Raw genomic sequence first — 23,695 nt, 5'->3', positions numbered from 1 at the left:
AGAAATAAATAAAATGGAAATTTTCTTTATCAACTATATATTTTTTTGGGAAAGTTCGATTAATAAAGTACTTTTTTAAACTAGAGAATACAATAAAAAGTTGAAAGGTGTTCGCCATATTTGACTGTATGGTGGACATCTTATTATTAGAAAAGTAGTCGATTACATACTAACTGATAATGAACAAGACAAAGTGGGTGAATAACATGGAGTTGAAACAATTAGAATATTTTATGGCAATTTGTGAGGAAATGCATTTTACAAAGACAGCAGATAAATTAGGAATTGCCCAGCCCACCTTAAGCTATCAAATCAAAGCCTTAGAAGACGAACTTGGTATACGAATTTTTGATAGATTAGGAAAGAAAATAGCACTAACTGAAGCAGGAATGATTTTACTTGAACACTCACATAAAATTTTTAACACAATCAAAAGTGCTAATAATCAATTACAGGAATTACAAAAACTTAGTAGAGGGAAGTTAATAATTGGTGCACTATCAGGCGAGTTAGGTCATGTTGCCTTTATGACATTACTAGAGTTTCATTCTATGTATCCACAAATACAATTGCAGTTTTTTGTATTAGATGATGTTGTTGAAAAAATAAAACAAAACGAATATGATCTAGCATTGACAATCATGCCTTCTGAAAGTGACGGGTTAAATCTTATTCCATTATATAATGAGGAATTTTATTTAGTCGTACATTGCGAGCATAGATTAGCTAACAGAAATTATATAGAGTTAAGGGATATTGAAGATATAACACTAATATTAAACCCTAGAGACCATTGTTTTAGAAAATGGTTTGATTCTTTATGTAGAAATAATGGAATAATGATAGAACCATTTATTGAATCGACCGATACAAGCTTGATCATTAGATTAGTTAAGGAAGGTAGAGGAGCTACAATTCTATCTAGAACACTTTATAATCTAGAAGATAATGACCAATTAAGAGCAATAAGGCTTGACCCAGCACTTCAAAGAAATATAACAATAATTCATCATAAGGAAAAGCGTATCGGAGCTGCCGGTCATATTTTTATTAATTTATTGAATTCATATATAGATAAAGTTGGTCTTAAAGAGACCCTGATAGATGGAATAGTTAATGATTAATTAAAAAAATGGTAATCAAGGGATGAGAAATATATGGGAAGAATTAAAAGAAGAAATTTTTATGAATTAGTAGAAGAAAATAAAAAAATTATATCAAGTGATCGATATGCATTAGCTGAAATCGAGCTAAAGATTGAAAAGAAAAATGAAAAAATAATGAAGGAACTTCGAAAAAAATTAAAAGAAAGCGTTCAGTAATATTATTTTTTAGACAACCAATAAAGTCATAAAACCCTGTATCCTTAAGTGGATGCAGGGTTATTTTGTGTTAATCGATTATATAATTTTAAGCCATCGGTACAAAGCCAACTTCTTGTCGCTTCATTCCTATAGTAATCAATAAATGCCTGCTTATCTCGTTCATCGGAAATTAGTACTTGGAAGTAATGAGTTTGGCAATAGTATTTGAACTTACCTGGTATGTTCCAAATTTCTACAGGAGCTAAGTGTGTTTCTTCAGCACAATACATGCATTTTCCTTTTTTAAGCATTGTATCGCCTCCCTACTTCTTTTCTTACTTTAATATTTTTGGTTCAGAATAAGCAAGTGAAAGCATTTAAAGTAAAACCGTAAAGTACATACGAACTTGATGAAGGATTTGAAATTTTAATAGATTTTTATTATTTAGGAAATTGCATCTTTTGGTAAACAAACAAGCTAAGTGCAGAAGTACTAGCCAAGTTATTCATACTAATCAACGGTTATATTCCTATAAAGCTACAAGATAAAGACATTGCTTTGATTTTGTCTTCAGTATTGCTAGGTCTAGCAAAATGACCTGTTGTTGGTGGAGCAATCGTAGAATATATGAGATGGCATATATTGTTTGTTGTAACATCGTTAACTTAAATATTGGTGTTTTTTTTTTGAATGAAAGATTCGGCCTGCCGTTTTGGAGACTAGCATAGCTAAAAAAACACCTGAGAACCCTTAAACATTCTAATTATGTTTAGGCGAGAATAAAATTTTATATACCAAATACAAAGAAAGAGTGGGTTCTTATGAGTTCAATCAATAGTCTATCTAATGATCAGTTGATTTCAATAATACGTAATGGATTACAAAAAGCAACTTCTCCAAAACGAATTACAATTGTTGGTGCTGGCTTGTCTGGATTGGTAGCTGCTTCTTTATTAAAGGAATCAGGTCATCAAGTTATAATACTAGAGGCAAATAATCGTGTAGGTGGGAGAGTATATACAGAGCGTAAAGCATTTACTAATGATCAATACATGGATTATGGAGCAATGCGCATCCCTGAAACACATCAACTTGTTATTGAATATATTAATAAATTTAATTTACCGACAAATAAATTTATTAATACTACATCTAATGATTTGTTTTATGTGAATGGTGTTAAAACGACAAAGGAGAAATATGATCAAAATCCAGATATATTAGGTTTTCCGGTAGCTGCTTCGGAAAGAGGTCTAAATTCTGATCAACTTTTAAATTTAGTTATTACCCCGATTATAGACTTTATTAATCAAAACCCTGGAGTAAATTGGGAAAAAATAATAAATAATTATGATCAATATTCTATGGAACAATTTTTAAAATATAACCCCATTGGCGTTTCGTTATCACAAGGTGCAGTTGAATCAATTAAAGTTAATTTGGGTACAAGGGGTTTTCCGGAATTGGCATTTACAGCAATATTTAGAGAATTTATGATATTTTTTTCCAACCCTACTTTTTATGAAATTACAGGTGGTAATGATCAGCTACCAAAGTCATTTCTTACTCAATTAAAGAGTAATATTTTTTATGGGCAAAAGATGACAAAAATAGTTCAAGATAAAGATCAAGTAGTGATTCATACATTAAATATAAAAAGTAATGAAACATTTCAAACTTCTTCAGATTTGGCTATTATTACTGTACCTTTCTCTGTTCTTAATTTTGTAGATGTCATACCTCATAGTTCTTTTTCATATAACAAATGGAGAGCTATTAGAACAATTCATTATATGGCATCAACAAAGATAGGTTTGCAATTTAATTCAAGATTTTGGGAAAAAGACGGCTTATATGGAGGCATGTCAATTACTGATCTCCCAATAAGATTTACTTATTATCCTAGCAGTTGTTTAGGTTCCGATGGCCCTGGAACAATCGTAGCTAGCTATACCTGGGAGGACGATGCTTTATATTGGGACAGTCTGTCTGAAAATGAACAGATTCAGCAAGCTTTACAAGATCTTTCATATTTATTTGGTAATCAAGTATATTCAGCTTTTGTTTCAGGATTCACTTATAGTTGGACACTGGATCCTTATGCGGCTGGGGCAGTTTCGATGTTAAAACCAGATCAATTGAAGGAACTTGGGCCTTATATTGCTACACCCGAAGGTAGAGTACATTTTTCAGGAGAGCATACATCAACAATGCCTGGATGGATGCAAGGTGCAATTGAAGCTGGTATTCGAGTAGCTTTTGAAATAAATGATTTACAAACTTGAAAATAAATATAGGATTTTTATTTATTCTTTTCACAAGTTGAAATTTAGAGACAATGAAACAGTGCCAGTTGCATCGCAAGGCATACAGGTATCAACAATGAACAAACTAGCATTCTATTAGGCTACTGATTACAATTGGCCAATAGCCGCAGCAAAAATTAACGCGCTACCTCAATTCTTCAGCGAGATAGCTGGGCTGAACATTCATTATATCCGTCCGTTCAAAACACAAGAATGCACTTCAAATATTATCGTTTAGATAATAATCATATTCATACTTTTGAAAATAGAGTAAATGAATAATATAAATATTCCAACATAAGAAGATTTCCAACTATTTGAGATAAATGAAGGTTTGGTAATTAAAAAATGACTTTTAAGATGGTTTAAAGAAGAGGCTGTGGTATGAATTCATACCACAGCCTCTTCTTTGCTGTTCCATAACTTCACATTAATTATGTAGTAAAAAAGCTAAAAAGATATTTCAATGTACATAAAAAATAATCGTAAAAATAAACGAAATCTTATCATTTGTAAATTCTCCTCCATATCGAACAATAACTTATCATCACTAAAGTAAACCCAATATTTATCCGTTAGATAATTGGAATACATATGTTACATGATTTTATTCCAGTTTTATCTATTTAAATTCCATGTTTCATAAAAGCTATTTCTTTTAGAATTAACTAAGAGCTTATATTTCGGAAAGAATTCCGTCGGTAAGACATGATAATCATCACGAGAAACTACTCAAGATTAAAGGGAATATTTATGTTCCTTTGGATAATTAAAACGCTTTAGTGAAATGTTCGAGCAATCGGTTAATCGTCGTATGTCTTATACTCATTCTGCTGAGGAATCCTTTGATTGTTGATTGAAAATGGAAATCCAATTGAGGAGCGCTTCCTGAGGTAAGTTATGTAGCTAATACCGTGATTTAGTTGGCAAAACATGATCCTAAAAACCATAGTTTGGATTCACCTAAATTGAACCTTTAAAGAATAGTTAATACGTGAACTTATTATGGAGGGCCAACAGAACTTTTCGTTGCATAACTCCAAGGCGTTCAAATCGCCGTTATTGTTGGTTCGGCCAACACAAAATCAAAATCCAATACCAATTAAAAGGAGATTTAAAAATGACACAACAACAAGTCAAAAACACCATTCGTCCGTTTCATGTTAATATTCCAGAAGAGGAAATTATCGAATTGCGAAGACGCATTAACGCTACTAGATGGCCTGAGAAGGAAACGGTCTTGGATCAATCCCAAGGTACTCAACTTTCGACGATGCAGGAACTAGCACGCTATTGGGCGACTGATTATGACTGGCGCAAGATCGAGAAGAAGTTGAACGCCTTGCCGCATTTCATTACTGAGATCGATGGTCTGGACATTCATTTCATTCATGTTCGTTCAAAGCACGAAAATGCTATGCCACTACTTGTTGCGCACGGATGGCCAGGTTCTATTATTGAGCAGATGAAGCTTATTGAACCTCTAACTAATCCTACGGAATATGGTGGAAGTGCATCAGATGCATTCCATCTGGTGATTCCATCGATGCCTGGGTACGGGTTCTCAGGAAAACCGACTACAACAGGCTGGGATCCTAAACACATTGCCCGTGCGTATGGAGAGTTGATGACTCGCCTTGGATATACAAAGTATGCGGCTCAGGGCGGTGACTGGGGTGCGATTGTCGTTGATTTCATGGGTGTTCAGGAACTAGAAGGACTTATAGGCATTCACACTAACATGGCCGCCGTGATTCCGCCTGATGTTGATGCGGCAATTTGGTCAGGAAACCCGCTACCGTCTGGACTCTCAGATGAAGAGAAAAAAGCGGCTGAGCAAGTGCTTGAAAATAAATTCGCGTACGCGTCATTGATGGGAACTCGCCCGCAAACATTGACAGGGCTAGTCGATTCTCCGGTCGGTTTGGCAGCCTTTATGCTTGACCACGATTGGAAGAGCCTTGCTTTAATCTCAAGATCTTTTGCCGGAGTAGATGAAGGACTTACGCGCGACGATGTTCTTGACAATATCACACTATTCTGGTTAACGAACACAGCTGTTTCTGCATCTCGTCTATATTGGGAGAACACGGTTGCCGGAATCTCCTTCTTCGGCGTCAAAGGTGTCAAGATCCCAGTTGCAGTCAGTGTATTTCCGGATGAGCTTTATGTTGCACCGAAAAGCTGGACAGAGAAAGCATACCCGAATCTTATCCACTACAACAGACTTCCTAAAGGCGGACACTTCGCAGCATGGGAACAACCAGAATATCTGATTTCTGAACTCCGCACGGCATTAAAGACGTTGCGATAAAGGAAGTCGGTGGAAAATGCGCACCCGGTTGCTCGTCATTCCACAACACGATTGACATTGATTAATTCAATGAAAAAAAAATGATAAATTATTGGCGGTTTCCGCAGTATATATTGGATTAAAGATTAGACTAATGCAAGCCTCAAAGCTCACTAATAAATGTCATTCAGCGGCGCGTTCAACTCTGTGGGGGCTGTCCGGAGAATGATTATGATTGACCTTATAGTGAGCACATTCGTTTTTACATTCACGATGTTAGACCGAACATAAAGGTAAGAAAATCTTAAAGGCGAAGTCTAGACATCATTAAGTAAACATTAGTTTCAAAAATTAACCCCTAATGCTACTACAGCTTTAGGGGTTTTTATTTTGACATTAAGAAGAAAACGGTGTGTTTAGCCTCTAAGAAATAATTATTAATCTTAACCAATTTATTATTAAAAAAAATGATAAAAATTAATTACTAAACAACTAAGTTATGTGAAATTCGAAATGCAAATATTCCTATTTCATAAAAAGGAGTAAAGCATGTATAAATTGCTAATTGTTGACGATGAGCCAATAATAAGACAAGGTATTCAAAGGTTTATTAACTTTAAAGAATTATCTATAACAGAAGTATATGAAGCTTCTAATGGAAATGAAGCGTTAAAGCAATATTGTGAATATATACCTGATATTGTTCTATTGGATATTAGAATGCCTAAACTCAATGGCTTAGAGTTTGCAAAAAAGATAAAGAACATGAATGAAAATGTATTAATAGCAATAATTACAGGTTATGATTATTATGAATATGTGGTAACTGCATTAAAAATTGGAATTGATGATTATATTTTAAAACCAGTTTCAAAAAATGATATTCAAGAACTTTTATCTAAATTAGTGTCCAAGTTAAAATTAAGATTAAAAAAAGAAGAAGTAAATTGCCTTTTAGAAGGAATAATGCAAAAGAATCCTATAATAAGAGAAAATAATTATAAAGATAAAATTATTAAATTAATAGATGAAAATGTTTCGGATTCTTCGTTTTCTTTATCATTTTTAGCGAATGAATTAAATATAAGTATTGGATATTGTAGTAGTTTATTTAAAAAGATATTTGGAATTTCTTTTAAAGAATTCGTAATATGTAATCGATTAGAAAAAGCAAAAATATTATTACTAAGTTCAGATTTGAAAATATATGAAATAAGTGAAAAAATCGGATTTGAAGACCCATATTATTTTAGTACTTCATTCAAAAAAAGATATGGAGTTTCTCCAAATAAATTTAAAGAAACAATAAGGGATAGAGCCATTTCAAATGAATTGGACTTTGTAATGGAAATGAATTCGAGTAATATGGATGAATCTAATCCGATGAACTTGTAGTACTAAAAAAATGCTTGCTAAAAATGATAACAAAAAGAGGCTATGAATTTTAATCATAGCTTCTTTTTGTTGTCTCTCAAAACAAAACCATTTTTTAATCTAATTCAACATACCTTTATTTTTTTGTGATTTATTCCAACTGATCAATTAGAAGAAAAAGGTGACGGATATTTAATCGATTTTGTTAAAAACTAATAAAGTTAGATTATTTTATGATTTGAACTATTCGAAATGCAAATAATCCCTTTTCATAAAAAGGAGGAAAGCATGTATAAATTGTTAATTGTAGACGATGAACCAATTATCCGACAAGGTATTCAAAAGTTTGTTAATTTTGAAGAATTATCAATAACGGAAGTATATGAAGCTTCAAATGGAAATGAAGCATTAAAGCAATTTGATAAATATACGCCTGATATAGTCCTATTGGATATTAATATGCCTAAACTTAATGGCTTAGAGTTTGCAAGAAAAATAAAGTACATAAATGAAAATGTATTGATAGCGGTTATTACTGGTTATGATTACTATGAGTATGCGGTAACTGCATTGAAAATTGGAATTGATGATTATATCTTAAAGCCAGTTTCAAAAAATGATATTCAAGAACTTTTATCTAAATTAGTAGACAAGTTAAAATTAAGATTAAAAAAAGAAGAAGTGAATTTACTTGTAGAAGGAATAATGGAAAAAAACGCTATAAGTGGGGAAGATAATTATAAAGATAAAATTATTCAATTAATAGAAGAAAATGCTTCAGATCCTTCATTTTCATTACCATATTTAGCATCTGAATTAAATATAAGTACTGGATATTGTAGTAGTTTATTTAAACAATTATTTGGAATTTCTTTTAAAGAATTTGTAATTAGTACTCGGTTAGAAAAAGCAAAAATATTATTATTAAGTTCCGATTTAAAAATATATGAAATTAGTGAAAAAGTCGGATTTGATGACCCAAATTATTTTAGTACTTCATTCAAAAAGAGATATGAAGTTTCACCCAATCAATTTAAAGAAAGAATAAAGGATAAATGAAAAGAAAAAGATTGAAAGTACAAATTGCTCTTACCTATGTAATCATTAGTCTACTTACATTGTTGGTTATTGGTAGTTTATTGTATTATGTTGTTTCAAATTTAATATTAAAAGAATCCATTCAAACTACGAAATCATCAGTAAAAAAAAGTGGCACTTATATCGAAATGTATTTAGATAAACTAAAGAATGTTTCTGATTTAATAATAGAGAATAATGAAGTGAAAAACTTTATTAAAAATGGAAATAAGAAAAGCGAAAGAAATGCCTTGCGCTTTCTAAAAGTTGTTAAATCGTCAGATTCATATATAAAATCGATCTTAATTGTAAGTAAAGATGGCAAAGTTCTTTCAAATGAAGGGGATTTATTAAATGATATAAATACCAATATAATGAAAGAATCTTGGTATGTTTCGACAATAAAGAGTGATAATATTCCATTCCATTCTTCGCTTCGATTGCAAAAATTTCCATCGAAAAAAAATAATTGGGTAATTTCAATGACCCGTCAAGTAATAGGGGAAGATAATCGAAGTTTAGGCGTTTTATTAATTGATATTGAATATAAGGTCCTTGAAGATTATTTAAAGGAAATATATTTAGGTAAAAAAGGGTTTGCATTTATCTTAAATTCAAAAGAAGAAGTTATTTATCATAAAGATCCCTCTTATTTTGGGAATAAACAAAAAAGAGAATACCTTGTAAAAATCAAAGAAATGAAAGAAGGCTATACCAGGAGCAAAAACGTTTTAACTGAACATTATAAGGTAAAAAATGCAGATTGGATAATAATAGGAATAAGTTTCTTGGATGAGTTATCCAAATTTAGAAACCAGTTATTTATTACGATAATTGTAGTTGGAATTATAATGCTTTTAATTATTATAATGAGTTCTACTTTGCTCGCCAAACGAATTACTAAACCAATTTATCAACTTGAGCAATTAATGAAGGTTGTAGAAAAAGGTGATTTTAATATAGATTTCACCGAAAGTTCAAATGCAAGTGTTGAAGTTTTTAGTTTATCGAAACATTTTCATAAGATGGTTTTAGAAATAAAGAATTTATTAGTTGAAATAGAGGAAAAAGAAAAAAATATCAGACTACACGAATTAAGTGTATTACATAGTCAAATTAACCCACATTTTTTATATAATACACTTGATACAATTGTCTGGATGACAGAATTTGAAGAAAAAGAACGTGTAATATCTATAACAAAAGCACTCGCTAAATTTTTTCAACTTTCTTTGAGTGGTGGAAATGAATTTACAACAATTCAAAATGAAATAGAGCATGTTGAACAGTATTTATTTATTCAAAAAGAAAGATATGGAGAAAAATTATCATATTCTATTAACTATAACCCTATTTTAAATGATGTGAAGATTCCCAAAATTTTATTACAGCCTATTGTCGAAAATGCTATTTATCATGGAATACGAGAATCCGATGATAATGGTGAAATAACGATACACATAGAAAAAGATGCTGAGCACATTTTATTTTTCATTCAAGATAATGGAATTGGTTTTGATACAAATAAATTGAATTCGATTAACAAAATGAAAATATCAAAACTTGGCGGTGTAGGAATTAATAATGTAGATAAACGAATTAAACTTTACTATGGTGAAAGTTATGGGATAACTATTCAGTCTATTATAGGTAAAGGTACTAAAGTTACGATTCGAATAAAATCCTAAAAAGTGATATGATTAGGATCTTTTTTAATATAGAAGTTCAAGTTGAATATGAAAACTAATTTTCACTAGATTTTCAAAAAATATTCAAATTTGAACCATACATATCAACTACATTTTGACTCACGATGTGTTAGTTGAAAATCAAAGAGACTGCGTCAAGCAGTCTTTTTTTATTTGTTAAATTAGAGTAAACCTCATGTACTTATTTGCACTGATCCTTCAAGAAGTGATGAGCAAATCTGAAAATCATTATATTAATGAACTATTTTTCTATGTATTTTGAAAGGGCATAAATACATATTTGTAGTGTTGATGGTAAATAATACAAATTATATTTTGTTAAAAGGATGGTACTTTAATGGGTCGGTTTCGAACAATAATCAAAAAGATTAAGATTCTCTTACAAAAGGCTACAGGTTTTATTAATCTACATAATACGCGTCGTTTGGATAGTAATAAACAAGTAGCTTCTTATGAAAAAACAATTTCAGATACTGTTGAAAAGACTCTTAAAGTAGCTACTTACGAAAAGACACTTAAAGAATTAGAGAATTGTTTTGACCTTGTTCATCGCTCATTTAATCAGGATGAAATTCACATTATTTATTTTAGCTCATTAGTAGATTCACAAACATTAGAGTGGGAAATACTCTCACCCTTAAGAGAAATGTCATTCAGTAATTTCGATAAAACTTTTCAACAGTCACTCTTTAAACGTGAAGACAATCAAGAAAAAGTAATAAATGGAATATTAGAAGGTAATGTGTCATTGTTCACTAGGGGCAATACATATTTAATAAATGTATCAGGCTTTGAGGAACGTTCCATTTCACAATCTGAATCAGAAACTGTCATAAATGGGCCACATGATTCTTTTAATGAAGTATTAAATACGAACGTTTCGCTGATTAGAAGAAGAGTCAGAAGTCCTCGCTTAAAAATGATTAAGTTATCTGTTGGTGAAATTTCAAAAACAAAAGTGCTTATCATTTATATAGAGGGTATTGCAAATGCGGATGTCGTGAAAAACCTAAAAGAGAGGATTCAATCAGTTAAAATTGATTCCATAACAGACTCCAATGTTTTAATTCAAATAATTGATGATCATCAAAATTCGCCATTCCCACAATTTTATACCACAGAAAGACCAGATATAGCTGTCACAAAATTATATGCGGGAAAAGTAATTGGACTTGTAGATGATAGTCCTAATATTTTTTGTACCCCATCTAGTTTCTTCGATTTTTTTGAATCAGCAGATGACTATAATCAGCCTTGGATCATAGGAACAGGGGTTAGGATTCTGCGATACATGGCTTTATTTATTACATTAATACTCACAGCTTTTTATGTCTCTATATGTACTTACCATTACGAAATGATTCCACTTTCCCTACTTCAAAGCATTATGCAGTCAAGGAGTAGAGTACCTTTTCCCCCAATCGTTGAAGCTATATTTTTAGAAATAGTAATTGAACTACTACGGGAGGCGGGTGCGAGACTTCCTACAAAAATTGGTCAAACAATAGGAATTGTAGGCGGTATTGTGATTGGCCAAGCAGCAGTTGAAGCTGGGATTACTAGTAATATCTTGATAATTGTTGTAGCTGTATCGGCCATTGCATCATTCATTGTACCAAGTTATATTATGAGTGCTTCCATTAGAATGGTTCGATTCTTTTTTATTTTAATGGCAGGACTGTTAGGGAATATTGGGATTTTTTTCGCTTTAGGAATATTAATCATCCACTTAACTGGGTTAACAAATTTATCATCACCTTATTTTATGCCGATTTCTCCAACCTTTTTCAAAGATTGGATGGATAGTATTGTGAGAGGGCCCTTTTATAAAATAAAGAAGGGGCAAGCTACACAATCTATGATGCAAAACGATGGTGAAAAAGAGAGGAATTAATGGTGATCATATGAAGGAACGACTCCATCCACTTCAATTATCAATACTAATTTATACGATTCAAAATGGTCTTGTCTTGTATAGTTTACCTCGATTAGTTGCCGAATATTTCGGAACAAATGGCTGGATAAGTATTATTTTCATTGCCATACTTGTTAATATTAATATTTCGATGATTGCTATAATTTATAAGCTAGGTAATGGTAGGTCAATTTTTGAAATCATTGAGGCTACGGTTCCTAAATGGGTCATGGTGCCTTTCTATTTGTTTATCATTGGTGTTTGGATTGGAATTGCAAGCATGATTATGAGGCTTTATATCTTCATATTCAAAATGATGTTTTTTCCAGCTTTACCTGTCTCACTTTTTATCGCCTTCTTTATATTGATTAGTTTTCAATTATTAAGAGGTGGAATCTACAAGATGACTAAGGCAATTGTGGTTTTATGCGCCTTCGTGCAACCCATGCTTTTTTTGCTATTTTATCTGATTCCTGAATTTGATTTTGCACGTTATACGACTTTCTTTTTTAAAGGAGATACAGATTTTTTTAAGGGGGCAGTTCATGTTTATACAGCATTTTTGGGGATTGAAGTTTCCATCCTTTTTTTCCCAATGGTAGAAAAAAAATGGACAAAGGCTCTTTTTATTGGAAATTTTCTGTCCACCGTAACTTATTTACTTATCACTTTTATATGCTTTGGCTTTTTTAGCTTCAAACAAATATTAAATGATATATTCCCTGTTATGACTTTGTTTGAATATACAGAAGTTGCTTTCCTTTCACGAGCAGAAAATCTTTGCTTTTCCGTTTTTGCTTTCAAGTTATTAGCAATAATTGTTATCTATTTCTGGGGAGCTCAGCAAATTTTTGGAAATATGATTAAAAGTATAAAGCCAAATTTCTGGATATTCATAATACTAGCAAGTGGTTTTATCCTCGCATTGATCCCAGATTCCTTGGTGAATGTCGAAAAGTGGTTAATGTGGCTTGGTTATTGTGCAATTGGTATAGCTTGGGCATTACCGATCTTTGTGTTATGCATCCTTTTTACTCAAATTATTAAAAATCGGATTAATAGGGAGACAGAACATGCAAAATAAAATGATTGTAATGATCGCAATATGTTGTTTGTTTCTAACAGGGTGCGGAGGAAGTAAAATTATTGAAGAATTAGCAATTCTTGAATCTGTTGCTTTCGATATGTCTGATAATAAAGAAAATCCAATTAAAACAACTGTCCTATTTCCTACTGTTTCTAAAGAAGGAAAGGCTGGTACTCAGACTCTAACTGCTGATGGGAAATCATCTCATGACACCTTCATCAAACTTCAAAATTTAACAAATTTAAAGATAGTTGGAGGACAAAGTGCGATACTCTTTGGGGAGGAACTGTCAAAAAAAGGACTTATAAATATTATTGAGACGTTTACAAGGGATCCAGAATTCGGAACTCGTGTTAAATTTGCGATTGTCGAGGGAAAAGGTGAAGAACTTCTTAAAAAAAAAATCCCCTCTGTTCCAGATAATGCCGAATACCTTTATAGCTTCTTCGAAAAATTGGGCACTCAAAATAAAGTTTTAAATACTAATAAATACCGTTTTTTAAGAGATTATTACGACGATGGAATTGACCCGGTTTTACCAGTTTTTTCATATGAAGGCGAGAACATTGAATTGAAGGGCTTGGGTACTTTTAAAGGAGATCAATATGTTACACGACTAACTTTAATTGAAACACAGATCCTTAATTTATTAAGCGGGGACATAAAAAATGGGAGTCTAATGATTAGTATGAATGATGAAGAATCAGGAAATAATGTTCAGCTTTTTTTAAGTGATATCAATTCAAAAAATAATAAAAAAGTGAAAACAAGCAATAGAAAGAATATGACGGGTGAAGTAAATCTAGATATTAAAGGAAGCGTCCTTGAATACACAGGTACAATGGATATAAGTAATGATAAGAATCAAAGACAATTGGAAAAACAGGTTGAAAATTATATAAAAACCAATTCCAAAAAGCTGTTAATCAAATTGCAAAAATATCAGACAGATCCTATCGGAATCGGATCGTTAGTTCGTAATCGATTATCATATGAAAACTGGAACAATTTGAACTGGAACGAAACTTACTCTAACATGAATTTTAAAATAAAAGTAAAAGTAGACCTGATTAATACTGGAAATTCGAAATGATAATCCAAGTAGCGACGTTGACTATTACATAGTTAAAGTCATTGAATAGCGTACTATCCTTCTAGAATGCTTAAGATATTGGCATCTAGAATCCCTCACAACAAATTTTATATTTCAGTAATAAGAAATCTATTTGGAATACTTCGCATTGGACCGTAACGAAAAATATGACCACTGTATTGGATTATTCTTATGAAACGCCATGGAACGATTAAAAATAGATAAAAGGAGATGATTTTGATGTTTCCCATTCGTAATGAGAAACGTACTTGTACTGATACCGTTAAAATCCAGCACTTTCTCGAACATGCCCAGACTGGATTCCTTGGCTTATCTTCAGAAGACGTCCCATATGTCATTCCACTCAATTTCGTTTGGCTGAACGACGCAATCTATTTTCATGGAGCAGAAGAAGGGAGAAAAGTCACTTACATCGAAAATAACCCTCTGGCATGCTTCACCGTTAGCGAGAATTATGGGACAATTACCAGTCCGATACCAGCAAAAACTGACACAGCCTATATGAGTGTTATCATCGAAGGATCCTTGGTTCGCTTAACTGATATAAACGAGGCAACGCAAGCTATGCAAGTCATGCTGGACAAATATGTGCCTGGCTATTATGATCGACCGCTGGGGCGACCCCATTTGGAACGATATGTTTCCCCATTAGGTAGTAAGACCGGAATTTATAAATTAAACGCAAGCTCCGTGTCGGCTAAAGAAAAAGATATAATCCTTGATCGTATGTTTCATGAAGGGCGGACCATTCAAAATGAACGTGCGTAACAGAGTAATGCACAATTTCAAGTGATGATCAAATTTCCTGTAAGAGTTTAAACCATATAATTAGCCTCAAAATGAGCAATATTTAAAAGTAAAGGAGAGATAGAAATGAAACAAAATCTTTTTGACCAACTAGAATTCATTAGAAGCCAAACGTTAGAAGCTATGGAGGGCGTAACTGAGGAGTTAGCAGATCGAATACCACTAGGTTTCCGCAATACTATCCGTTGGCAGCTAGGTCACATTTATACTGTTACTGAATTTTTAGCGTTTTTAAAATTAAATCTTTCTATGAATCTCCCTGAAGGGTTTTTGGAACGCTTTCCAAACGGAAAGTCGCCGCTGGACGATATTGATGATTCGGTCCCATTGCCTACTTTAGCGGAACTGGAGAGCCTTTTGAAAGGACAACATGAGAGAGTTCGAGAGGCGTTGACTGGCCGCTTGAACGAAAGGGCACCGACCCTTACAACGTCAACGGGACTCGATTTGAATACTCCTGAGGAGATGATCCGTTATAACTTATATCATGAAGGATTACATTTCGGAATCATCACCGTATACAAAAAATTATTGTCTTAGTAACAAAGTGAATAAAAAAGCCCCTCTTTTGAAAGTGTTCGTCAAATAGTGAAGGTACAATGGCTTTTAAAATAGTAGGGATGGCGATTTCTACATCATCCGACTTCGATAACGAATCCGATTGGACGCTTATTCTCGTCTCACACGGTAGATTACAAAAAAATATAGAAAGTAATGCAGCCTTGTAATAATTTGGGCTGCATTTTTATTTTATAGACGGTTTAATCGAAAAAAAAATAGATCGTTGAATACTGCTATCAATGCCTTAGGATTAGCTTTGGCCTGCCATGAATTTTTTTTCGAAGCATTTATTGTAAGCTCTTTTTTGTAAATTAAACGAAGAACTTTTCACTTTTGTCAGAAAAATTTGCTTCATTTCATTATAGTAAACTAGCAGATTTTGTTCCGATTAGAAGACTTTTCATAATCAAGATTCAATCCCTGAGTTTTTCTTGAATTGTTTAGCTGGTAAGAGTTGTTTACCAAGCTGTAGGTATATTATGGGTATACCGGCAAGTTGCATACATGGATGATAGTTTCAAAGGTCTTGCATTATGTCTTTTATAGATCATGGTATGAATGTGACACTTTCCACCCTGAACTAAGCTCTATTTCTTTTATCCTATTTTATTCGAAATATCTTTAATTCAAAAGGTTTATAATTTTTTTTATCTATCTAATTATTTATAAGAAATAGAATAACTTCACAATACAAAAAGACAAATGATTTACTAGATTTATCACATTTTCAAATAATGTAATTTTTTTTGTAACCCACAATTTAATGTTTTTGTCTAATTACCACATGAATATGACCACTAAATCAAATGACACTGAATTTTGTACAAGAATCTATGAATTTTGTTTCATCAAAAATATAAATCATTCTAATCGAAAATCTTGTATTGTTATAAATTCAGAAAACTCCTAATATTAAGCCTAGTCTATCATTAATGTTTAAGGAGGCTTGCTATTGGAAAACAAGGTATATTCGGTAACTTCATATGGTTCTAATTAAATTTATTATTAGTGGGGAGTTTTTTTATTCACAAAAACAATGAAAGTCAGTCGACTAAACAGATGATGAATAAGACAAAGTTGGTGAAAAACATGGAGTTGAAACAATTAGAATATTTTATGGCAATTTGTGAGGAAATGCATTTTACAAAGACAGCATATAAGTTAGGAATTGGCCAACCTACCTTAAGCTATCAAATCAGAGCCTTAGAAGATGAACTTGGTATTCGACTCTTTGATAGATTAGGTAAAAAAATAGCACTTACTGAAGCAGGCAAGGTTTTACTAGAACACTCGCAAAAAATTTTCAATACGATCAAAAGCGCTAATGATCAACTAATGGAGTTACAAAAACTAAATAGAGGTAAGTTAATAGTTGGTGCACTTTCAGGTGATTTAAGTCATATAGCCTCAATGGCATTACTAGAGTTTCATTCCATGTATCCACAAATACAATTGCAGTTTTTTGTATTAGATGATGTTGTTGAAAAAATAAAGCAAAACGAGTTTGACCTGGCATTAACAATCATGCCTAAAGAGGATGACCGATTAAATATTATTCCTTTATATGATGAGGAATTTTATCTAGTAGTACCTTCAGGTCATTTATTTGCTAACAGGAACTATCTAGAATTAAAAGATATTGAAGATATACCTTTAATATTAAACCCAAAAGATCATAGTTTTAGAAAATGGTTTGATGGTATATGTGGAAAACAAGAGATAATGATAGAACCAATTATTGAATCGACAGATACAAAATCGATTGTAAGTCTAGTTAAGGAAGGTAGAGGAGCTACGATCCTATCAAAAACACTTTTTAATTTAGAGGATAATGGTCAATTAAGAGCAATACGGATCAAACCAGCTCTTCAAAGAAAAGTAACCATTATCCATCATAAGGAAAAGCATATCGGAGCTGCAGCTAATATTTTTAAAGATTTATTGAATTCATACATAGAAAAATATAATCGTATAGAAAGTCTATTAAATGATTTATATAAATAATGTTTAGTAAAATTATTCGATAAGTTAATGAGCTATGACTTAGAAGTTTTTACTGGTGGAAAGGACAGTAGTACAATTCCAGCTTCTGTAAGCCTAAATTGAAGAGCGGCATCCCATCGGGAATGTCGCTTTTTTGACGTGAAGTGAAGTTATACCAGGCTTTTCGATAGTCGGCATCATACTTTGACCGAATAGTGCTCAATAAATAGTTACTATTGGAACGTTGGGATACATATAGTACAAATTACAAATTCCATGAAATTTTTCTAGTTTTAACTATTTAAATTCTATGGTTCAAATTGGTCATTTTTTTTACAATTAACTTCAAGTTAATGAAGGAGGATTATATATGTGTATCCATAATAGGTGGAACAAAAATGTATAACCAGTTTTAGTTGGTATATGCCCTGCCAGGTTAACTGAAGCAATTTACTTAACTCGTGCAATATGAGTCACCTTGTGATTGTAGGTCCAGAACTTAGAGGACAGTTAACTACGACGACTGAAGTTGAAAATTTCTCGGGTTTTAAACTTCGCACTATTTGCTACAAGTACTTGAAAACAACATTAAAGGAGATGGTATTGATGTTTCAACTTCGCAATCAAGAACGAAAGTGTACTGATAGTGGTAAAATTCATCACTTTTTAGAACATGCTCAAACTGCATTTCTCGGCTTATCCTTAGAAGACGTCCCATATGTCATTCCTCTCAATTTCGTTTGGTTGAATAATGCCATCTATTTTCATGGGGCAGCAGAAGGAAGAAAAATCACTTACATTGAGAAGAACCCACTTGCTTGTTTCACAATAGGAGAGAGTTATGGGACAATTACTAGTCCTATACCCGCTGGTACTGATACCGCTTATATGAGTGTAATAATTGAAGGAACAATATATCCAGTAACCGATTTAACTGAGGCAACAGAAGCCATGCAGGTCATGCTGGACAAATATGTACCAGGCTATTACGACCGCCCTTTAGGGAAAAGTCATGTGGAGCGATATGTTTCCCCTCTAGGTGGCAAAACAGGAATTTATAAATTAGTTGCGGACACCGTGTCAGCCAAAGAGAAAGAAGTAATATTAGACCGACTATTCCATGAAGGGAAAACGATTCACTCTGACCGAGCATAGTGGTGGTAAGTACAAGGTTGCTGTACCTTAGTAAAATTCTACTAAATTTCTGGAGGCATAAAATGAGTAATTCTTTTGTATTTCATTTATTAAATAAAAAATATAAAAAATTATTTGATTTAATTAAAAAATGTCCTGAAAACAAAAGAGATGATGTACCTAAAGGTTTTAATAATAGTATACATTGGCAGATTGGTCATATTCTTTATTCGTCAGAAAACTTTGTTCTGCACCTTACTAATCAACAAAAACTTCTTCCAGAAAACTATCAAACATTTTTTGCTTATGGTACAAAACCAATTGATTGGAAAGAAGAACCGCCTACATTGGATTTAATAATTGAACAGTTAGAGGAACAGCTTGAATATATCAACCAGACTTTGAAAGATAAGCTTGATACTCCTGTAAATGAAAATTTTCTAAATGGAAATACAATTGGTGAGTTACTTTTTTATAATGTATCACATGTATCTGAACACATAGGTGTCATAACAAGCATGATTAAGGTATTAAAATAATAAAAAAAAGGAAAAAATGATCAATTTAACTGCTACTTTCAAAACGAATTAAAATAGAACAACAGAATTAATGTGGACTTAGAGGCTATCGGTAAATTCAATTTTTACTAATAGCCTCTTTACATTAGGCGATTGCTATGACCTCTATATATATTGATTAAAGATGAGTTTTCTAACAACACAATTAAATATTGAAAATATAGGAATATGTATTTTGGCTTCAGATATTGGAATTGGGAATTAATGTCATTAAGTGTGTCAGGTAGGCTTTCAAATATATAGGCAGGAATCAACTTATGGTATCAACTTCATTTCTATATCTAATTTTTAAAATTGGAATACCAATAGCATCTAAATGAAATAGCGTCTATTATTTCTGGCAGAAGTAAGTGTATATTACGTATTATAAATTGCAAGTGAGCACGGTGGAGCATATTGATTATGCATTCAATACATGCTTGAATTGTTTGAAGCACACGAAAGTAAAAGCTAATTATATAAATTAATAAAGTAGATGATTTTAATTCTGATAACTATAAAAATAAACTGCAGCTTTTACCACTTTTCTTGGATGGTAAGGCTGCAGTTTTTTGATGCATAGTTTATTGTATCAATGGAAAATATATACATGTTCATGAAATAAATTACAAGTAGAAAAAGGAGGTATTGCTCATGAATAATGAAAAAATTTTCATTAGTGGAGCATTAATCCTCGTACTATTTTCCAGTATACTTATGCACCATTTTTTGTTGATTCCAGTCTTACTTGACACAGCAGGTCGAGATTCGTGGATATCTGTAGTTATTGCATTTCCAGCTCTAATAGTCTGGCTTTGCATTTTATATTACATCATGATAAAAACAGAACAAAAATCCATCACCTTACTGATCAAACAACGATATGGAAATTTAGCCTATTCTATCATTGTAATCCCATTATTAGCTTTTCTATTGATAAATTCATACATTGCTTTAAAAAACATCTCAGATTGGATCACGATAATATATTTACCGAAAACACCAATAATTGTCATCGAAGTATGTTTATTAATTATCTGCACATATTGTGCTCAAGCGGGTATAACATCCATTGCTGTTATATCAGTATTTCTTTTTCCTTTTATTCTATTGTTTGAACTTTTTCTTGATGGAGCAAATATCCAATTTATGCACATAAATTGGATGAAACCGATTTTGCAAAATGGTTGGAATCCTATTTTTAAAGGGAGCTTCTTTATTGCAGGAGGATATATTGAAATCTTGTTTTTATTACTAGTCCAACATCACATCAAAAAGCGAGTAAAATTCTGGCAATTATTTATTTTAGGATTTTTAATATTACTATCAACACTTTTTCCATTATTTTATTCCATCTCATTATTTGGTCCTCAATTATCAGAAAAAATGCGCTACCCTGTTTATGAGCAATGGCGACTTCTAGGAATAGGTCAATTTATTCAACATGTAGACTTTATCGCTGTTTATCAATTTATGTCAGTTTCCTTTATTAGAATTGCCTTAACCTTGTACTTATGTATAGATATTTTAAATATTAGATCAAAACGTACGCAAAAAAAATTGTTATGGACTTTAAGTTTTGCTTTATTAGCTGTCATCTGTATTCCAATTACGGATTTAAATCTTCATTCATTTTTTAAATATAATTATATCCCTATTTTTGTACCTGTTATCTTTTTCATGTCAATTTTATTAGTACTCTTTGTTTTAAAATTTAAAGTAAAACCAAAAGGTGGGTGAGTCCCATTTCAAAAATAAATGAACAAAAAATAAGAAAGCTATTCAGCAACTGTGCAGATGTTCAAATAAAAGTTCATACCTTAAATAATATTTCTAAAAGTGAACGTGTGCTTTTTGTCTATTCTAGTGGAATGATTGATACCATACATATGAACCAGTTTGTTTTACCTAATCTCCAAAATAATACTTTACAATTAATTCCCATCATTTGTAGTGAAAAAGATACTAATCACCAAATTACATTGAAAGTTTTTTCTGGTGAATTAATTTTATTATTTGAAGAAACTGGTGAGCTATGTTCATTAAATATTTCAAAAATTCCACAACGTCAACCTGAGGAATCCACATATGAGGTTTCAATAAAAGGTGCTCGTGACGGATTTACAGAATCTCTAGAAACAAATGTGGCATTACTTCGAAAACGAGTTCGTAGTACTACTTTATGCAATGAAATATTTACGATCGGTAAAAGAAGTCAAACTAGCGTTTCATTACTCTATCTTTCAGATGTAATAAATGAAAATATTATAGCGGAAGCAAGAAACAGACTTAATTCAATAGAAGTAGACATTCTAAATGGGGTTTCTCCTCTTGAGGAGTTACTATCAGATTCACCATATTCGATTATCCCGTCATTATCTTATAATACTAGGCCAGATATGATAGTGGAGTCACTGCAACGAGGCCGCTTTTGTATATTAATAGATGGTGCTCCAGCGGCATTAATCGCACCAATTAATTTACAATTTTTACTAAAATCCGCTGAAGATTTGTACATGCCTTATTATTTTGTGACACTTGAAAGATTATTAAGATATTTAGGATTATTAATTTCAGTCTTACTTCCTGGTTTTTACATTGCAATGGTATCTTTTCATCAAGATCAGATACCGTTTCCAGCACTTGCAACAATTTCAATTAATTGTAAAGGGATACCATTTTCTCCAGGGATGGAGGTAATTATAATGACTATTCTTTTTGAAATTCTGTACGAGGCAGGTTTGCGTTTGCCGAAATCAACAGGTCAAACTGTGACTGTGGTAGGAGCGTTAATTGTAGGAGAAACTATGATTCGATCAGGACTTACTTCTCCGAATGTAGTTGTAATTGTTGCAATTACATTGATATCTCAGTTTCTAATTGTAAACCAATCTTTTGGAAGTGCTGTTATTTTAATGAGAGCTATAAGTATTTTAATGGCCTGTATTTTAGGTTTGCCAGGTTTAGTGCTTGCTCTTTTTCTAATATTAGTATATGTCTCGACGTTAAAATCCTTTGGAGTGCCGTACATGTCTTCATTTAATAATCCAAGTGACAGTGACTACATAAAAGGTTTAATTCAGCTTCCAAAAACATTTATGAGAAAGAGTCCAAAATTTTTATATACGAAACTTGGCCGTCAACAGGGGGATAAGTCAAATTGAAACGGAGGTTAATACTACTAATTGCTCCTATTTTACTTTTAACCGGATGTTGGGATCTAAAACAATTAAGTCAAATAACATATGTTTCAGCTCTTGGAGTAGATTATGTAAATAATGAATTCGTTATATATGTCCAAGTTTTGGATTTTGCAACGATTGGTAAATCAGAACAAGCAAGTAGTGGAGCTGAAGGTCCTAATATTTGGATTGGTAAAGGAAAAGGAACAACATTTGCAATGGCTTGGAACGACTTATACAATAGCACTCAACAAAGGACAATATTTGGTCAGATTAGTTCGATAGTGTTTAAAGAATCAGCCTTAGGTAAAAAACATGTAAAGGAATCCTTGGATACTTTTGAGCGATTTGTAGATGCAAGACTTACCCCTTGGATTTATACTACAAAAGAACCAATAGATAAAATTTTTGCAGTTGAACCTATGTTACCTAATTCACCAATTATGACTTTATTACATTTACCGAATGGAAATTATGAACAACATTCTTTAATATCACCGATGAAATTAGTTGAATTCGCTTCACTTATAAATGAACCTAGTGCGTCAATTATCATACCAACACTTGGTTTAAATGATCAACTGTGGAAAAAAGATGACAAAAATATGCCAATGATGAATGTAAATGGAGCTTTTTTGTTTTATAAAGCAAAAAAACCACAATGGTTATCCAAAGATGATTTAAAAGGATTACGGTGGGTTGATCGGAATACAGAACGTACACCTCTATCTCTTAACAAAAAGAATCCAAAAATAAAAGCATTGCTTCCAATTGAAGACCCAATTATTAAGATTCATTCTAAGGTTAACAAATCAGGTGTTCCAAAATTTAATATGAATATTAAAGTACATGCAACTGTAACTCAGTTAAACGCCAAAGTCAGCAATAAAGTTTTACAAAATGAAGCTGAAAAAGAAATCAAAAAGGAAATCCGTACGACTTTTTCAAAAGGAATAAGTAAAAAGTTGGATGTATTTCATTTAGAAGAAGAAATGTTTAGAAATAACTATAAATCATGGAAATTAATGACAAAAAAAAATGAATTTCCACTAACATCGAAATCTCTTGGCAGTATTAAAGTAAAGGTTACAGTCACTGATAGAGAAGAAATAGAATAAAGATAATTTTTAAACCTATTTAATAAAGAATTGAACCCAGTATTAATAAAATCCCTTCACAGTAACTATTTTGATTATTAAAATGATATCTAAAAACTCTTAAAAGGAAAATTATAGTTAGGTGAAGGGATAGTTAAAAATAAGCGTAAAAATTTAATAAAATAAAACAAGGA

19 protein-coding genes and 1 pseudogene are annotated in these 23,695 nt (G+C 31.9%); 19 read left to right on the top strand and 1 reads right to left on the bottom strand.

Annotation, left to right across the window (positions count from 1 at the left end; genetic code table 11):
- Positions 1 to 179: 179 nt before the first annotated feature.
- The gene (locus tag B7R65_RS00150) at positions 180 to 1,124 is read left to right on the top strand and encodes a LysR family transcriptional regulator (RefSeq protein ID WP_088040598.1); all 945 of its coding nucleotides are present in this window, start codon (positions 180 to 182) and stop codon (positions 1,122 to 1,124) included.
- Positions 1,125 to 1,157: 33 nt separating this feature from the next.
- Positions 1,158 to 1,322 carry an FbpB family small basic protein gene (locus B7R65_RS00145; protein WP_088040596.1) on the top strand — a complete coding sequence of 55 codons (165 nt, stop codon included), beginning with the start codon at positions 1,158 to 1,160 and terminating at the stop codon, positions 1,320 to 1,322.
- A gap of 44 nt (positions 1,323 to 1,366) precedes the next feature.
- Here the strand turns inward: B7R65_RS00145 and B7R65_RS00140 are convergent, their stop codons facing one another.
- The gene (locus B7R65_RS00140) at positions 1,367 to 1,615 is read right to left on the bottom strand and encodes a hypothetical protein (RefSeq protein WP_088040595.1); all 249 of its coding nucleotides are present in this window, start codon (positions 1,613 to 1,615) and stop codon (positions 1,367 to 1,369) included.
- Between the two features lie 511 nt (positions 1,616 to 2,126).
- On the opposite strand from B7R65_RS00140, the gene B7R65_RS00135 reads away from it, so the two are divergent.
- The 17 genes and pseudogenes from B7R65_RS00135 to B7R65_RS00060 all read left to right on the top strand — a co-directional run bounded on the left by B7R65_RS00135 (position 2,127) and on the right by B7R65_RS00060 (position 23,522).
- The gene (locus B7R65_RS00135) at positions 2,127 to 3,590 is read left to right on the top strand and encodes a flavin monoamine oxidase family protein (protein WP_088040593.1); all 1,464 of its coding nucleotides are present in this window, start codon (positions 2,127 to 2,129) and stop codon (positions 3,588 to 3,590) included.
- 136 nt (positions 3,591 to 3,726) lie between these two features.
- Positions 3,727 to 3,849 (top strand): annotated as a pseudogene (locus B7R65_RS21950) (hypothetical protein); the annotation flags it as partial.
- A gap of 882 nt (positions 3,850 to 4,731) precedes the next feature.
- Positions 4,732 to 5,925 (top strand): epoxide hydrolase family protein, encoded by a 1,194-nt coding sequence (locus B7R65_RS00130; protein ID WP_088040591.1) that lies wholly within the window; start codon positions 4,732 to 4,734, stop codon positions 5,923 to 5,925.
- Between the two features lie 528 nt (positions 5,926 to 6,453).
- Positions 6,454 to 7,299, top strand: coding sequence for a response regulator transcription factor (locus tag B7R65_RS00125; RefSeq protein WP_088040589.1), 846 nt, complete (start codon positions 6,454 to 6,456; stop codon positions 7,297 to 7,299).
- 267 nt (positions 7,300 to 7,566) lie between these two features.
- On the top strand, positions 7,567 to 8,337 hold the full coding sequence (locus tag B7R65_RS00120; RefSeq protein ID WP_088040588.1) for a response regulator transcription factor: 771 nt from the start codon (positions 7,567 to 7,569) through the stop codon (positions 8,335 to 8,337).
- Positions 8,334 to 10,043, top strand: a complete 1,710-nt coding sequence (locus B7R65_RS00115; protein WP_088040586.1) for a sensor histidine kinase — start codon at positions 8,334 to 8,336, stop codon at positions 10,041 to 10,043. Before B7R65_RS00120 ends, B7R65_RS00115 begins: the two co-directional genes overlap by 4 nt.
- 358 nt (positions 10,044 to 10,401) lie before the next feature.
- Positions 10,402 to 11,958 (top strand): spore germination protein, encoded by a 1,557-nt coding sequence (locus tag B7R65_RS00110; protein WP_088040584.1) that lies wholly within the window; start codon positions 10,402 to 10,404, stop codon positions 11,956 to 11,958.
- Positions 11,936 to 13,063, top strand: a complete 1,128-nt coding sequence (locus B7R65_RS00105) for a GerAB/ArcD/ProY family transporter (protein ID WP_088040582.1) — start codon at positions 11,936 to 11,938, stop codon at positions 13,061 to 13,063. The genes B7R65_RS00110 and B7R65_RS00105 overlap by 23 nt, the downstream gene beginning before the upstream one ends.
- Entirely contained in the window at positions 13,053 to 14,159 is a 1,107-nt protein-coding gene (locus tag B7R65_RS00100) for a Ger(x)C family spore germination protein (RefSeq protein WP_088040580.1), read from the top strand. Before B7R65_RS00105 ends, B7R65_RS00100 begins: the two co-directional genes overlap by 11 nt.
- A 240-nt stretch (positions 14,160 to 14,399) precedes the next feature.
- Entirely contained in the window at positions 14,400 to 14,948 is a 549-nt protein-coding gene (locus tag B7R65_RS00095; protein ID WP_088040578.1) for a pyridoxamine 5'-phosphate oxidase family protein, read from the top strand.
- Between the two features lie 105 nt (positions 14,949 to 15,053).
- A complete protein-coding gene (locus tag B7R65_RS00090; protein WP_088040576.1) occupies positions 15,054 to 15,527 on the top strand; it encodes a DinB family protein in 474 nt (157 codons plus the stop codon).
- A 1,110-nt stretch (positions 15,528 to 16,637) separates the two neighbouring features.
- Positions 16,638 to 17,552 (top strand): LysR family transcriptional regulator, encoded by a 915-nt coding sequence (locus B7R65_RS00085; RefSeq protein ID WP_088040575.1) that lies wholly within the window; start codon positions 16,638 to 16,640, stop codon positions 17,550 to 17,552.
- 447 nt (positions 17,553 to 17,999) lie between these two features.
- Complete coding sequence (locus tag B7R65_RS00080) at positions 18,000 to 18,686, top strand: pyridoxamine 5'-phosphate oxidase family protein (protein WP_256941096.1); 687 nt, start codon at positions 18,000 to 18,002, stop codon at positions 18,684 to 18,686.
- A gap of 62 nt (positions 18,687 to 18,748) precedes the next feature.
- Positions 18,749 to 19,204: a DinB family protein gene (locus tag B7R65_RS00075; RefSeq protein ID WP_088040571.1), complete on the top strand. Its 456-nt coding sequence runs from the start codon at positions 18,749 to 18,751 to the stop codon at positions 19,202 to 19,204.
- 672 nt (positions 19,205 to 19,876) lie between these two features.
- A complete protein-coding gene (locus B7R65_RS00070) occupies positions 19,877 to 20,962 on the top strand; it encodes a GerAB/ArcD/ProY family transporter (protein WP_088040569.1) in 1,086 nt (361 codons plus the stop codon).
- The gene (locus tag B7R65_RS00065; protein ID WP_088040567.1) at positions 20,959 to 22,386 is read left to right on the top strand and encodes a spore germination protein; all 1,428 of its coding nucleotides are present in this window, start codon (positions 20,959 to 20,961) and stop codon (positions 22,384 to 22,386) included. Before B7R65_RS00070 ends, B7R65_RS00065 begins: the two co-directional genes overlap by 4 nt.
- Positions 22,383 to 23,522, top strand: coding sequence for a Ger(x)C family spore germination protein (locus tag B7R65_RS00060; protein ID WP_088040566.1), 1,140 nt, complete (start codon positions 22,383 to 22,385; stop codon positions 23,520 to 23,522). The genes B7R65_RS00065 and B7R65_RS00060 overlap by 4 nt, the downstream gene beginning before the upstream one ends.
- The last annotated feature ends 173 nt before the right edge of the window (positions 23,523 to 23,695 follow it).

The sequence above is a fragment of the Bacillus sp. EAC genome, assembly GCF_002156875.1.
In the GTDB taxonomy this organism is placed as follows: domain Bacteria; phylum Bacillota; class Bacilli; order Bacillales; family Bacillaceae_G; genus Gottfriedia.
This window is presented reverse-complemented; position numbering and strand designations above follow the sequence as displayed.

What these genes read in the sequence shown, in the direction of transcription:
- B7R65_RS00150 (WP_088040598.1), top strand. Translation starts at nt 180, where the DNA reads ATGAACAAGACAAAGTGGGTGAATAACATGGAGTTGAAACAATTAGAA.
- B7R65_RS00145 (WP_088040596.1), top strand. Translation starts at nt 1,158, where the DNA reads ATGGGAAGAATTAAAAGAAGAAATTTTTATGAATTAGTAGAAGAAAAT.
- B7R65_RS00140 (WP_088040595.1), bottom strand. Translation starts at nt 1,615, where the DNA reads ATGCTTAAAAAAGGAAAATGCATGTATTGTGCTGAAGAAACACACTTA.
- B7R65_RS00135 (WP_088040593.1), top strand. Translation starts at nt 2,127, where the DNA reads ATGAGTTCAATCAATAGTCTATCTAATGATCAGTTGATTTCAATAATA.
- B7R65_RS00130 (WP_088040591.1), top strand. Translation starts at nt 4,732, where the DNA reads ATGACACAACAACAAGTCAAAAACACCATTCGTCCGTTTCATGTTAAT.
- B7R65_RS00125 (WP_088040589.1), top strand. Translation starts at nt 6,454, where the DNA reads ATGTATAAATTGCTAATTGTTGACGATGAGCCAATAATAAGACAAGGT.
- B7R65_RS00120 (WP_088040588.1), top strand. Translation starts at nt 7,567, where the DNA reads ATGTATAAATTGTTAATTGTAGACGATGAACCAATTATCCGACAAGGT.
- B7R65_RS00115 (WP_088040586.1), top strand. Translation starts at nt 8,334, where the DNA reads ATGAAAAGAAAAAGATTGAAAGTACAAATTGCTCTTACCTATGTAATC.
- B7R65_RS00110 (WP_088040584.1), top strand. Translation starts at nt 10,402, where the DNA reads ATGGGTCGGTTTCGAACAATAATCAAAAAGATTAAGATTCTCTTACAA.
- B7R65_RS00105 (WP_088040582.1), top strand. Translation starts at nt 11,936, where the DNA reads ATGGTGAAAAAGAGAGGAATTAATGGTGATCATATGAAGGAACGACTC.
- B7R65_RS00100 (WP_088040580.1), top strand. Translation starts at nt 13,053, where the DNA reads ATGCAAAATAAAATGATTGTAATGATCGCAATATGTTGTTTGTTTCTA.
- B7R65_RS00095 (WP_088040578.1), top strand. Translation starts at nt 14,400, where the DNA reads ATGTTTCCCATTCGTAATGAGAAACGTACTTGTACTGATACCGTTAAA.
- B7R65_RS00090 (WP_088040576.1), top strand. Translation starts at nt 15,054, where the DNA reads ATGAAACAAAATCTTTTTGACCAACTAGAATTCATTAGAAGCCAAACG.
- B7R65_RS00085 (WP_088040575.1), top strand. Translation starts at nt 16,638, where the DNA reads ATGGAGTTGAAACAATTAGAATATTTTATGGCAATTTGTGAGGAAATG.
- B7R65_RS00080 (WP_256941096.1), top strand. Translation starts at nt 18,000, where the DNA reads ATGAGTCACCTTGTGATTGTAGGTCCAGAACTTAGAGGACAGTTAACT.
- B7R65_RS00075 (WP_088040571.1), top strand. Translation starts at nt 18,749, where the DNA reads ATGAGTAATTCTTTTGTATTTCATTTATTAAATAAAAAATATAAAAAA.
- B7R65_RS00070 (WP_088040569.1), top strand. Translation starts at nt 19,877, where the DNA reads ATGAATAATGAAAAAATTTTCATTAGTGGAGCATTAATCCTCGTACTA.